Origin of the sequence: Algibacter lectus, from assembly GCF_004368925.1 — a bacterium.
In the GTDB taxonomy this organism is placed as follows: Bacteria; Bacteroidota; Bacteroidia; order Flavobacteriales; family Flavobacteriaceae; genus Algibacter; species Algibacter lectus.
Genome location: NZ_SORL01000010.1, coordinates 308809 through 322568 on the forward strand (window position 1 = coordinate 308809; position 13760 = coordinate 322568).

Annotated in this window: 10 protein-coding genes; 4 read left to right on the forward strand and 6 right to left on the reverse strand. The window is 32.6% G+C overall.

Annotated elements, in window-relative coordinates; all coding sequences use genetic code 11:
- Window positions 1-11 precede the first annotated feature (11 nt).
- Window positions 12-2462, forward strand: a complete 2451-nt coding sequence (locus DFQ06_RS15115) for a helix-turn-helix domain-containing protein (protein WP_133968608.1) — start codon at window positions 12-14, stop codon at window positions 2460-2462.
- Between the two features lie 92 nt (window positions 2463-2554).
- Window positions 2555-3058 (forward strand): hypothetical protein, encoded by a 504-nt coding sequence (locus DFQ06_RS15120; protein ID WP_133968610.1) that lies wholly within the window; start codon window positions 2555-2557, stop codon window positions 3056-3058.
- A 13-nt stretch (window positions 3059-3071) separates the two neighbouring features.
- On the opposite strand, the gene DFQ06_RS15125 is transcribed toward DFQ06_RS15120, so the two are convergent.
- The 5 genes from DFQ06_RS15125 to DFQ06_RS15145 form a co-directional block, all read right to left on the reverse strand.
- On the reverse strand, window positions 3072-3302 hold the full coding sequence (locus DFQ06_RS15125) for a DUF6095 family protein (RefSeq protein WP_042504933.1): 231 nt from the start codon (window positions 3300-3302) through the stop codon (window positions 3072-3074).
- Complete coding sequence (gene murQ / locus DFQ06_RS15130; RefSeq protein WP_133968628.1) at window positions 3292-4110, reverse strand: N-acetylmuramic acid 6-phosphate etherase; 819 nt, start codon at window positions 4108-4110, stop codon at window positions 3292-3294. Before murQ ends, DFQ06_RS15125 begins: the two co-directional genes overlap by 11 nt.
- 151 nt (window positions 4111-4261) lie before the next feature.
- Window positions 4262-5077, reverse strand: coding sequence for a DUF4249 family protein (locus DFQ06_RS15135; protein WP_133968612.1), 816 nt, complete (start codon window positions 5075-5077; stop codon window positions 4262-4264).
- Between the two features lie 4 nt (window positions 5078-5081).
- A complete protein-coding gene (locus DFQ06_RS15140) occupies window positions 5082-7457 on the reverse strand; it encodes a TonB-dependent receptor (protein WP_133968614.1) in 2376 nt (791 codons plus the stop codon).
- Between the two features lie 58 nt (window positions 7458-7515).
- The gene (locus tag DFQ06_RS15145; protein ID WP_042504929.1) at window positions 7516-8784 is read right to left on the reverse strand and encodes an MATE family efflux transporter; all 1269 of its coding nucleotides are present in this window, start codon (window positions 8782-8784) and stop codon (window positions 7516-7518) included.
- A gap of 83 nt (window positions 8785-8867) precedes the next feature.
- On the opposite strand from DFQ06_RS15145, the gene DFQ06_RS15150 reads away from it, so the two are divergent.
- Both DFQ06_RS15150 and DFQ06_RS15155 read left to right on the forward strand, forming a co-directional pair.
- Window positions 8868-9857, forward strand: coding sequence for a helix-turn-helix transcriptional regulator (locus tag DFQ06_RS15150; RefSeq protein ID WP_074940459.1), 990 nt, complete (start codon window positions 8868-8870; stop codon window positions 9855-9857).
- A gap of 102 nt (window positions 9858-9959) precedes the next feature.
- A complete protein-coding gene (locus tag DFQ06_RS15155) occupies window positions 9960-10448 on the forward strand; it encodes a tetratricopeptide repeat protein (protein WP_074940455.1) in 489 nt (162 codons plus the stop codon).
- A gap of 82 nt (window positions 10449-10530) precedes the next feature.
- Here the strand turns inward: DFQ06_RS15155 and DFQ06_RS15160 are convergent, their stop codons facing one another.
- Entirely contained in the window at window positions 10531-12741 is a 2211-nt protein-coding gene (locus DFQ06_RS15160) for an NADP-dependent isocitrate dehydrogenase (RefSeq protein WP_133968616.1), read from the reverse strand.
- Window positions 12742-13760: the final 1019 nt, after the last annotated feature.

Consider the following 13760-nt stretch of genomic DNA (forward strand, 5'->3'; position numbering starts at 1 on the left):
AACAATGATTAATGGCAGATAATAAAGAATTAGAATTGGCTTGGGAATTTGTGAACAACACAAATCGGTCGATTTTTTTAACGGGAAAAGCGGGAACAGGAAAAACAACGTTTTTACACCGACTAAAAATGGATTGCTTGAAGCGTTTAGTGGTGGTAGCACCAACAGGCGTGGCGGCAATAAATGCAAAGGGCGTAACGATACACTCGTTTTTTCAGATGCCTTTTGGTCCTATTTTACCAGACACCGACTTGAATGCCTCAAAAAGTTTTAATCGAAAATTTAATAAAACTAAAATTGATATTATTAGGTCTATGGACCTTTTGGTTATTGATGAAATTAGTATGGTACGTGCCGATTTACTAGATGGTATTGACCGTACTTTGCGCCGTTTTAAAGACAGAAATAAGGTTTTTGGAGGTGTACAAGTACTTATGATTGGTGATTTGCAACAGCTTTCGCCAGTGATTAAAGAAAGTGAATGGCATTTACTAAAACCGTTTTACAAAAACGGGTTCTTTTTTAGCAGCCACGCCTACCAAGAATGCAATGCCGTAACTATTGAATTAAAACATATTTACCGCCAAGATAACCCGACGTTTATTAATATTTTGAATGAAATAAGAAATAATGTGCTTTCGGAAGCTTCGGCAGCGGAATTAAACAAAAGATATATCCCCGATTTTACACCAGAGCCTGATGCTGGGTATATTTCGTTAACCACGCACAATAATAAAGCAGAGGCGACAAATATTACAGAGTTAAACAAAATTGATGGCCAAAACAGGTTTTACCAAGCCAAGGTTGAAGGAAAGTTTCCTGAGTATGCTTACCCAAACAATGAAGCTTTAGAGCTTAAGGTTGGCGCACAGGTAATGTTTGTAAAGAATGACAGTAGCCCTGAGAAGCGCTATTTTAATGGAAAAATTGGAAAAGTTATTCATTTAGATCAGGATGAAGTTATTGTACATTGCCCTGATGATGAGTTTAGCATTGTTACAAAACCTGAAGTTTGGGAAAATATAAATTACACCGTTGATAAGGAAACCAAAGCTATTTCGGAGAACAAAATTGGCTCTTACACCCAAATGCCATTGCGTTTGGCGTGGTCTATTACCATACACAAAAGTCAAGGTTTAACCTTTGAAAAAGCTATAATTGATGCGCAAGGTGCCTTTGCACATGGGCAAACTTATGTGGCGCTAAGTCGATGTAAATCGTTGGAAGGTTTGGTGCTAAAAAGTAAAATACATTCGAGACAGATTATTAGTGATGCCAACGTCATTACGTTTAATAAAAACGCTGAAGCCAATGAACCAGACGAAGCTGTTTTAGAGCTGTCTCAGAAAAATTTTCAACTGGATTTAATTGTTGAAATGTTTGATTTCTATCCGTTTTTATATCCTGCAAACCGTATTTTGGATATATATTATAAAAACCGAGGTAGTATTGAAGGACAAGTTGAAACTCCACTACTCACTGTAAAAACAGCGATTACTAACTTTTTAAAAGTGAGTACAGGTTTTAATGCTCAGTTAAAAGAGTTATCTAAAACAGAGCCTCTACCAGATATAAGTGATGTAATACAAGAACGTTTTAAAAAGGCCGTTGCTTATTTTAAAGACCAAATTGAAACGCATTTTGTAACACCCTTAAAGTCGTTTGGCTATACTACAGACAATAAAGCCATTGATAGCGATTTAGCTAAAGCAGTTGATTTATTGGAAGAATTACTGGCTGCGAAACTTTTATTTTTTAACGGTTTAACAGATGGGTTTTCGTCCAAATCATTTTTAGAATTAAGAGCAAAATCTAAATTTTTAGCGAAAGACAAACCTAAAAAATCAAGAAAGACTGTTATTGACGGTACTGCAAATGTAGAATTGTTTGAATTACTACGTGTGCTTAGAAATGAAATTGCAGAGAAAAACGATTTAATACATTACCAGGTTTTTAACCAAAAAACTCTTTATGAAATGTGTGAAACCTTACCTTTAAATAAAGCCGAATTGCTTGAAATAAACGGAATGGGGAAAACACGTGTGGAGAAATACGGTACCGATATTTTGAAGGTAATTAGAGGTTATTGTGATGAAAATGATATTGATACCTCTGCTGATAAAATAGATTTTACTGAGGAAAAAGTAGCAGAAAAACCTAAAGCACCAAAGGTTGACACAAAGAAAGTATCGTTAGATTTATTTAAATCTGGTAAATCTATTGATGAAATTGAAGATGAACGTGAACTTACAAGAACCACAATTCTTAGGCATTTATCTCATTTTATTGATTCGGGTGAAGTAAAAATTAGCGATTTAATGCCGATAGAACACTACAATGAATTGAAAAAAATAATTCCGAAGAACAAATTTGAAAGCCTAACGGAATTAAAACAATTAGTTGACGATAAATATACCTACGAAGAGTTACGTTTGGTATTAAGAGCTTTAAATGATGCTTAACTTAATAGCACGTATTTATTTTTTTGTAAGGAATATGATGTTTAAAGACTAAAAACAACTCATTTCGTACTTAAATTATTATTTTAGTGTCCATGGATATAATTATTGCATCAAGTTTAAAAACATTACAAAAGGCAGAACTACTATTACATAACTTATGCGATGCCAATTTATGTGATGCATCGGTTGCTCCATACTACTCGAGTATTGGCTCTCATATTCGTCATATTTTAGACTTCTATAATTGTATTTTTAATATGAATGAAAATAGTGAAGTTGATTTAACTGCACGATGTAGAAATACAGATGTAGAAAACCAATGCCATGCCGCTAGTAATTATTTGAATACGACTATAGAGCAATTAAAATCTTTAGATTTGGATGTAGCTTCTAAAATAACCGTTATAGACGATTTAGGCTTAGGTAAAACCGAAATGGCTTATACGTATGCCGCTTTATTATCCCAGGCCAATAGCCATACCATCCATCATTACGCCATTATAAGCTATATTATGAATGGTTTGAAAATTGAGCTAGAAGATTGTGAGTTTGGATACAACCCAACGACTCCAAAAGCGGTTTCAGAAAAATGTTAATTGATTAGCCTTGTTATTTTTTAAACATACTATTCATAATTAACCTGATGCCTTTAAAAATTAAAAACACAGCAAAAGCACATATTAAAAGACCAACAACTAAAAGCGGAATATAAAGCTTGTTTTCTGGTTGACTCAAGGCCATACTCAAAATTATTGGTCCCATGAAGAGTGTTAATACGGCAAAAATCATGGTTTTTACACCTTTATAAAGTAATACTTTGTCTGTTCTATTATCGTCCATTATTATAATTTTGAATTGCTAATCTTACGTTTTTGTATGTTTGAAGTAATGTTTCGGCTTCGGTTCTTGGAATATCAAGTTCGGCCATAATCATTTTTGTCCCGCGATCGAAAAGCTTGTTATTGCTTAACTGCATGTCGACCATTTTATTCCCTTTAATATGCCCCAACTGAATCATGGTTGAAGTCGTTATCATATTCAAGACTAATTTCTGAGCAGTTCCTGCTTTCATTCTAGAACTCCCCGTAACAAACTCAGGGCCTACAATAGGTTCTACAGCAAACTGAGCCGTTAGAGACAGCGGGCTATTTTTATTACAAGAAATACAACCTGTGATAATATTGTTCTCATTGCATTGCTCTAATGCAGCAATAACATAAGGCGTTGTGCCCGAAGCAGCAATGCCAACAACCACATCTTTATCTGTAATATTATGTTGTTTTAAATCTTCCCAACCTTGGGTTAGTGAATCTTCGGCAAACTCCACAGCATGCCTAATAGCATGATCGCCACCAGCTATAAGCCCAATAACTAGATCTGGGGATACACCAAATGTTGGAGGACATTCTGAAGCGTCTAAAATACCCAAACGGCCGCTAGTACCTGCTCCCATGTAAAATAAGCGTCCGCCTTGTTTCAATTTAGAAACAATTTGTTCTACTAATTTTTCTATTTGTGGTAATGCTTTCTCAACCGCTAATGGTACACTTTTATCTTCCTTATTTATACTATTTAATAATTCAGAAAGATTCATCTTTTCAAGATGATTATAATTAGAATCTTGTTCTGTAGTTTTTGTGAATTTCATCATATTTCAAAAATATGAATTATTGAGGTCTTAACCGTAAAGAACATCCTCAACTTCTATCTTTTTATCATTTATAAAATCATAGAGCTTAAGTTGTCTCAATATGTAATAATCTTGCCAGAAATTTTCAAGAGAATTTAATTTTTAAATATTATTCCACAGTATAATTCAGCACCGAAACTTCCGAAGCTCTAAAATACCCGAAAGGGTAATTATCTGGATTTGTTTCGTTTACACAATTTCCACGAACTGTAGCTGGTTGTGTTTCAAAAGGATCGCCACCAGTATCATCTGTTTGCTGTAATAAAACCACCATATACTCATAAAACCGTTCGGAAATTCCGTTATTATATACAGTTAATTCTGAGCCAGCCTCCAAATCTTCATCTGTGTAAAAAGCAAAAATCTCATTTCCATCTGTAAATTCATCATCATAAACTTCTAGACTTACACTATTAGTTTCCTGTATATCAAATTCAAATAAATAATAGTTACCCATACCTTCTGGGTCGGTATAATATGCTTTTAACTCTATTTCATCTCCAGAAAAACCGCCATCATTTTTTTGCTCAACGCGATCTATATCTGCCACAGCCATTAACTGCTCTGTGCCTCTATAAATTTCATCGTTATAATTAATACTAAGTGTATAAACGCCATTAATTTCTGGTATAAATGCATTATTGACATAAATACCGGTATCTCCATCTTCAATAAAGTTAAAGTTATTATTGTTTGTATCTGTAACCGTTACAACGGCACCATTTGCAGGCGGTACTTCTAGATCGTAAAAGGGAGCGCTTAATGTTAACCTTATAAATTGATTTTTACCGTCGGTACCTTTAATCCATTTAAGCGAAGCATCAATAACTAAACGTGGCTCGGCAGAGTTTAATTCTAAATCTATAACGTCTTCACAAGCTGTAAAACTTAAACTTATAAGTAATATATATATAATTTTCTTCATGATATTAAAATTTGAAATTGTAAGAAACTGAAGGAATAATTCCAAAAATGGCCAATCTATTCGCTTCATTAGCACCCGTATCTTGATTGGCACTAAAGGAAACAGAAGCTGCATTTTTTCTGTTATAAGCATTATAAATTCCAAAAACCCAATAGCTTTGTAAACCCGATTTCTTCTCTGGTTTAGCTGTATAAGTAGCTGAAATATCTAAACGATGATAAACAGGCAATCTATCTGCATTTCTATTATTGTAACTAGGCACAGTTACACCATTGTATTGATATTGACCATTTGGAAATGTAGCCGGTTGCCCAGTTTGAAATAAAAAGTTACCGTTTAATTTCCATTTTTCATTTAAATCATAACTTCCGGTAAGCGAGATATCATGTGTTTTATCATAAGGTGTATTGTACCAATTTCCATTATTAATTCCTATTTCATTGGAAGTCCTTCCTTCTGTTTGCTGTTCTGATTTAGACAACGTATAGGCTAACCATCCTTTAAAACGACCTTCATTTTTTCTGAATAAAACCTCTAAACCATAAGCCCTTGCTTTTCCGTTTAGCACCACTTGCTCAATGGCATTGTTGGCAACCAAATCGGCACCATCTATATAATCAATTCTATTCTTTATCGTTTTATAAAAACTTTCAACTTCCAAAGAATATTTACTATCATTAAATTCTTTAAAATATCCAACAGCATATTGATCTAATAATTGTGGTTTAATATATTTTCCACTCGGCGTCCAAACATCTAAAGGTGTTGGAGAATTTGTGTTGGAAAGCAAGTGCAAATACTGTGTCATTCTATTATAACTAGCCTTTACGGAAGACACTGTATTAAGTTGGTAAGCCACGGAAGCACGTGGTTCTAGATTAACAAAACGTTCTATAACATCACTCCTATCAAAGGTTTCAGTATCTATAGGGTTTGCCTTTTCGTAAATTTGAAAATCCTCATTAAAAACAACAGCTTGGTCGTTTTCATAAACATTAAGTTCATCTTGGCCTAAACGGTGAAACGTGCTTAAACGCAAACCATAAGACAATGATAATTTATCGGAAACCTTATGTTCAGCATCCAAATAGATAGCATTCTCAAAAGCATATTTTTGAGTTAATTTAAATGGGTTAATGCCAGAACTTTCTACCGTTGGCTTGATATCACCTGGATTAAAGGCATAATAAATACTATTTAAACCGTATTGTAATTTTATTTTATTGGTTAGATAATGTTTGAAATCGTACTTTAAATTAAAATTTTGAATGCCAGAATTCCAATCGAATTCTACAAAATTAAGTTTTAGTCCGTAGTAATAATCGGAATAAATTAGTGATAGGTTTGAAAATATTTTATCGGAAAATAAATGATTCCATCTAAAGTTTAAGACTGAATTACCATAGGTATTTTCGAAAGTATCAGCAATACTGAATACATCTCGTCCAAAATACCCCGAGAAATACACATTATTATTATCGTCTATTTTATAACTCAATTTGGTGTTTAAATCGTAGAAATAAGCTTTATTATCTAAATCAAAAAGTGGTAAAAACAAATGCGCATAACTAGATCGTCCTCCTAATAAAAACGAACCTTTATCTTTTTCTAAAGGACCTTCAAGCAATAATCGACTCGATACTATACCAATACCACCATTAGCATGAAACTCTTTACTATTACCTTCTTTTTGATAAATATCTAAAACCGATGAAACACGCCCACCATATCTAGCAGGAATACCTCCTTTATAAAGTTTTAAATCTTTAATTGCATCAGGATTAAATACTGAGAAAAAACCAAATAAATGCGACGAATTATAAATGGTCGCTTCATCTAAAAGAATTAAATTCTGATCGGCCGCACCACCACGAACATTAAATCCGGAAGCCGTTTCTCCAGCTGTTGTAACACCTGGTAACAACGTAATAGCTTTAATAATATCGGCCTCACCTAGTACTACTGGTATTTCTTTTATAGTAGTAGAACTCAATTTATTTACACTCATTTGTGGAGCTTTAATATTGAGCTTTTCGATGTTTTCGGTAATTACAACTTCATCCAAACTTTCTAAAGTATCAGTTAAACTGAAGTTTTTAACCACATCGCCAGTAAGTTCTACCGTTTCAACAATGGTGTTAAAACCTAAATAGCTTACCGCTAGTTTATAAGTACCTTCAGATAGCGTAATGGAATAAAAACCATATTCGTTAGTTGTGGTTCCTGACTGTATTTCGGGAAAAATAATATTGACCCCAATTAAGGTTTCATTACTACTTGCTTCAGAAATGGTTCCGCTTATTGTAAATTTACTTTGTGCATTTAGGGAAAGACTAAAAAAAGAACAAGCTATAATTAGCCACAAGAAAAGGTTTTTCATTAAGGGAATTTTTTATAAAAATAAATAAAAGCATCTAACTTATAATCATTTCCATGTATTATTTCGTTTTATTCAGTAAAAGCAACCACATATCTTGTCTGTAAGATTTAAATAAGAAAACAAACACAATATTGGTTACAAAATGACTTAATAAAAGTGCAAAAGCTGCTCCAATAAGATGATATTTTGGAATGAATAAAAAACACAACGAGGTATTTACTGCACAACCCAAAATAAAGCGGTAAACATTTCGATTTAATTTATTCTGATTCACCAAATGCTTTTCAAACAACATACCTACAAAAACAAATATAGGTGCCCAAGCAAAAATTTTTAGTGGGGTTTTGGCCGCTTCAAAGCTTTTATCATATTGAGTCGATATTACATAATCTCCTAAAAAAGTATAAAATAGCCCAATACAGATACCGAAAACACTAACCACTGTAAGCATAAACTTCAAGCGTTTGGCGTATAAAATTTTATCTTCTAAATAACATTCAGCTAAAGCTGGATATAAGCCATAGATAAAAGCTGCTCCGATACTCCATGTAATAAAAATAACCAAAAAATTTACCACGGAAAACACACCATTTGCTGCGCTTCCTAAATATGTGTTGATAAAAAAATCGTCTATAGCTAAGTAAAAAACTATTATAAAATTAGTGAGTAATAAAGGTAAAGCTGAAACCAATAAATCTTTAGCCAATGGAAAAGACCAAGATAATTTGGTAAGATTTAATTCTTTTGAATAGACAATAACACCAAAATAAATAAGGGTTTGCATAGCGAATTCAAAAAACAAAACTCCTGCAAAATAAAATGCACCAAAATTACGCTCCACTCCATAATACTGAACAATTAATACAAGTATTAATGTTATAACTTTACAGATAAACACGTATTTATATTTTTTCTTAGCAACAAAAAAGTATTCTATAACATCACTAATTCTAAACAGATAACTAAACGCTATAATTAAAACAATAAAAGTGATTTCACTTGTATTTGTAAAATAAGTATAGATTAATAAACACAGTGAAAGTAGCACAAAACTGCATAAGCGAAGTAGTAAAGTGGTGCCAATAATTTGGTTTTTCATTTTAGGTTTAAACACTAATTCACGAATACATATAGCCGATAAACCAAGAAAGAAAAAAGGCGCTAATACACCAACAATGGCCTTTGAAATTTCTAATTCGCCCGAATTGAACGCACCTAAACTATTAAAAATTTTAGGGGTAATATAAATCCCTACAATTAACTGACAAACTTTTTCTATGATATACCACTTGGCATTTGCGAAATCTTTTTTACTGAATAAACTCAACGGGCATTTTTTTGGCTAAAATAGCACTATATCATAAGTTTTCAACAAATTTTATTATCTTGGAAACTTCAAACCCCTATTTGATGACCCCAGATTTTATTAGAAAATTTCATATCTATGAAATATTAGCTACCACTTCTATCAATAATTGCAAGTCTAGAAAAGAGATAATCAGCATATTAGAAAAAATATATTTAGATTATCATCTTGGCGATAAGCTATACCAAGGTTTATTGGTAAGTAATGAAAAGACAATAAGCCGAGATGTAAAAGATATCGAATCCTTTTTTGGAGTAGAAATTGAACATATTAGGCACAAAGGCCATTATATGGTCAATCAATCGGTAATAACTAAAACGCACCGTACAGTTTTCGATAAAATGGAATTATTTTTAGCGAGCCACAAAGAGCGCCAATGGTCTCCTTACATTACCACCGAAGAATCCTCTTTAAACACCGAAATCAATATTTTAGGCTTAGTTAAAGCCATAGAACGTAAAGTTTATATTAAAATTAATTATGAAGGCTGGTATGACGACGACCGGTTTACTGAAATTAAACAAGCTAAAGTTCAGCCTCTACATATAAAAGAAGCCAATAAAGCTTGGTATTTATTAGTTTATAATGAAGCTATTGGCGTAAAAGTACTTTGCTTAGATAAACGTGTTTCTAATATTACAATTACTGAAGAATTTGTACAAGAACCTTATTCTTTTGACGAGTCTCTTTACTTTAAAGATGCCTTCGGAATTTTAAATAATGATATTAAAACCGAAACTATTAGACTAAAGGTAGCAAACCACCACTTTAAATATTTAGAATCTAAACCACTCCACCATTCTCAAATTATTATAAGCCGTCCCGTTAAAATGAATACTGACGTTTTAGATTATACAGACGAAGATATCTTTGGTGAAATTTTGGTAACTCTAAAACCAAATTACGAGTTCCTCATTGAGTTATTTAAATTTAATATGTGGGTAAAAGTTATAGAACCACACTGGTTAATAGAAACGATTGTAGAACAACATGATTTTATCTTACAACACTATTATTCTGATTTTATTCGTTAAACAACTTCTTATAAGTCCTCTTTTTTATTTCATTCCTTAACCGGACACGTATTGTCTAGTTGCTCTTTTTATTTGTACAATAAACACTTAAAAAGGATAGCTATGATAAAGTTATATAAAAGTATAACGTCATGCGTTTTGTTTTTATTACTATGTAATTGTGGTTCAAGATTTTCAGAACAAGACCAACTTAGGGTCTACGACTACTATATAAAAAAAGCAAATCAATATAATGCCATAGAAGACTATAGAACAGCAATTAAATATAGTGATAAAGCCATTGACATTACAGACACCTTAGCTATAGCTTTTAAAGTAAAAGGAATTGCTTTATATCACTTAAACGTTCTCGATGATGCACTAGTCAACTTTGATCAAGTTATTAGCTTAGAAGGCGAAAAATCAGATGTTTTTAAAAATCGTGCTATAATTCATTTAAAAAATGATGACACCTATTTTTTAAACGATATTGAAACTTACCTCGATACTCACCCCTATGATGATGAAGCTATAAATATGAGAGCAGCATATTATCAAGATGCTTTCAACTACGCCAATGAAATGGCCTTCAGAACTATTAAGTACAATTAGAAATCAAACCAATTTTTTATAAAACAAAAAAAGCACCCAAATGGGTGCTTTTTTTTATAATTTGAAACAATTTAAAATGCTCTTAGTTTAAAATAGCATTAAATGTTTTACTTGGTCTCATTGCGTTATTAATTAAATCCTCATTAGGCTCATAATAACCACCTAAATCAACAGATACACCTTGGATATCATTCAATTCTTTTACAATAACAGCTTCATTATCTACTAATTGTTTAGCTATTGGAGCAAACTCTGCTTTTAAATCAGCATCTTCATTTTGATTTGCTAATTCTTGTGCCCAATACATAGCTAAATAAAAGTGACTACCTCTATTATCCAACTCGCCAACTTTTCTAGAAGGTCCTTTTCTGTTTTCTAATAATTTATCAGTAGCATTATCAAGAGCTTCACCTAAAACTTTAGCTTTAGAGTTACTATTTGCTAAACTAAAATGCTCTAAAGAAACGGCAAGCGCCAAAAATTCACCTAAAGAATCCCAACGTAAGTGATTTTCTTCTAGTAGTTGTTGCACGTGCTTTGGTGCAGAACCACCTGCTCCAGTTTCAAATAATCCACCACCATTCATTAATGGTACAATAGATAACATTTTTGCACTAGTACCTACTTCTAAAATCGGGAATAAATCGGTTAAATAATCACGTAATACATTTCCAGAAACAGAAATAGTGTCTTTACCATCTTTTAAGCGTTCGCAAGTAAAAAGGGTAGCATCTATAGGAGATAATATACGTAAATCTAAACCAGTTGTATCATGATCCTTTAGGTATAAATTCACCTTCTTAATAAGTTCAACATCATGCGCTCTATTATCGTCTAACCAAAATACAGCTGGAGTTTCAGATGCTCTAGCACGAGTTACAGCCAATTTAACCCAGTCTTGGATTGGTGCATCCTTAGCTTGGCACATTCTCCAAATATCTCCTGCCTCAACCGTATGCTCCAATAAAGTAGCTCCAGAAGCATCAATAACTTTTACAACACCATTAGAAGGGATTTCAAAAGTTTTATCATGAGAACCGTATTCTTCAGCTTTTTGAGCCATTAAACCTACATTAGGCACAGTTCCCATTGTAGTTGGATCAAAAGCACCGTGTTTTTTACAGAAATCAATAGTGGCAGTATAAATACCTGCATAACTACTATCAGGAATTACCGCTTTAGTATCCTGAAGTTTACCTGCCGCGTTCCACATTTGTCCAGACGTACGAATCATTGCTGGCATAGACGCATCAATAATAACATCACTAGGTACGTGCAAATTAGTAATACCTTTATCGCTATTTACCATAGCTAAATCTGCACCATTTTCAAAAGCGGCGTCAATAGCTGCCTTAATTTCAGTTTGCTGTGCTTCTGGTAATTCTTTTAAACCATCAACTAAATTTCCATATCCGTTATTTACATCAACTCCAATTTCGTCAAAAGTTTCTCCGTATTTTTCAAAAACATCTTTTAAATATACACGAACTGCGTGACCAAAAATAATAGGATCACTCACCTTCATCATTGTTGCTTTCATGTGTAAAGACAACAATACACCCTCTGCTTTAGCATTTGCAAATTCAGTTTCAAAAAACTCAATTAAAGCTTTTTTACTTAAAACAGTTGCGTCGATAATTTCCCCCTTTAAAAGAGCCAAATTATCTTTTAACACAGTTACATTTCCGTTGGTATCGGTGTGCTCAATTTTTATACTCGTTGCTTCTGGTAATGTTACCGATTTCTCATTGTGAGCAAAATCGCCAGCATCCATAGTTGCTACATGTGTTTTAGAATCGCTAGACCACGCTCCCATTGAATGCGGATTGTTTTTAGCGTAATTTTTAACAGCTTTTGGTGCACGTCGATCACTGTTACCTTCACGTAATACAGGATTTACAGCACTTCCTTTAATTTTATCGTAACGAGACTTAACTTCCTTTTCTGCATCTGTTTTAGGCTCATCTGGATAACTAGGAATAGCAAAACCTTGGCTTTGTAATTCAGAAATAGCTGCCTTTAACTGCGGTATAGACGCACTAATATTTGGTAATTTAATAATATTAGCCTCAGGTTGTTTTGCTAAATCTCCAAGAAAAGCCAAATCATCCGAAACTTTTTGATCTTCCTTTAAAAAATCAGGAAAAACGGCTAAAATTCTTGCAGCTAACGAAATATCTTTCGTTTCAATTTCAATTCCCGCCGATTTTACAAAAGTTTGAACAATAGGTAAAAAAGAACGTGTTGCTAAAGCCGGAGCTTCGTCCGTTTTCGTGTAAATAATTTTAGACATTCGTGTGATGTTTTGTGAGTTATTATATCTAAAAAATGGATAGTAATAAAAAGATGCCATTTTTTGCGTTGCGAATATACAAAAATTGAGTTTTAAATTGCCTCATTTTTGACACGAAAGGAGATAAAGCATAGCAGATTTGTAACAATTCTTCATAAAACCCATATTATTCACAAAATAAAAATAAAGCAAAAAAAATTTAAGAATTCCACAATAAATCATTATTAAAAGTACGAGTTTTTAAGAAAAATTAAAAAACGCGCTATCCGCTACATCTATTTGTGCATTTACCTTTTCGTATAAGTATTTCGGCTACTTTACTCAATTACAAATAGTAACACTAAAACAGAATAAGCGTTTTACCCAGAAAGGATGTCACTACTATCGCTCTCGCTCCCATCTGCAAAAGTTTGATTTCTATCAAAAATTACAAGACGTTTTTGCTCAAAAAACCTCTTGTTTTTGAAAAGAATTAGCCTAATTTATACGCAAATTTTTCGCTTAATTAAATAACTAGATTAGCAAGAAAAAAACAATTTTTTAATTAATTTAAAAACAAAAAAAATATTTAGAATGAAAAGCATGGGGATATAATAAAATTTGATCAAAATGAATCTAATTATAAAAGCAAAATTACATTCTAATAAAATGAAATCATATAAACAACTTTACAATTAAGTTTGGAAGATTATATTACCTAGTATTCAAAATCATCATTAAGCTCCTTAAACGGCCTTATTAGCCCTCTTTTAGTTAGAAAAAATAAATCTTAAACTAACTTCCCTCATAATTAAACAATCTCATCAGGGTTGAACCTCCATGATTACGCAACAAACTCATATTGAAGAAAATAAAAAAGCAATTATAAATTATAAACAACTCATTCAATACACTTTACCTTTGGTTATTTAGGTTGAGTTTAGCACAAAAAAAATCCTCAACAAATAAATGTTGAGGATTAAAAAAGGCAACGACCTACTCTCCCACAAATGCAGTACCATCGGCGCTAATGGGCTTAA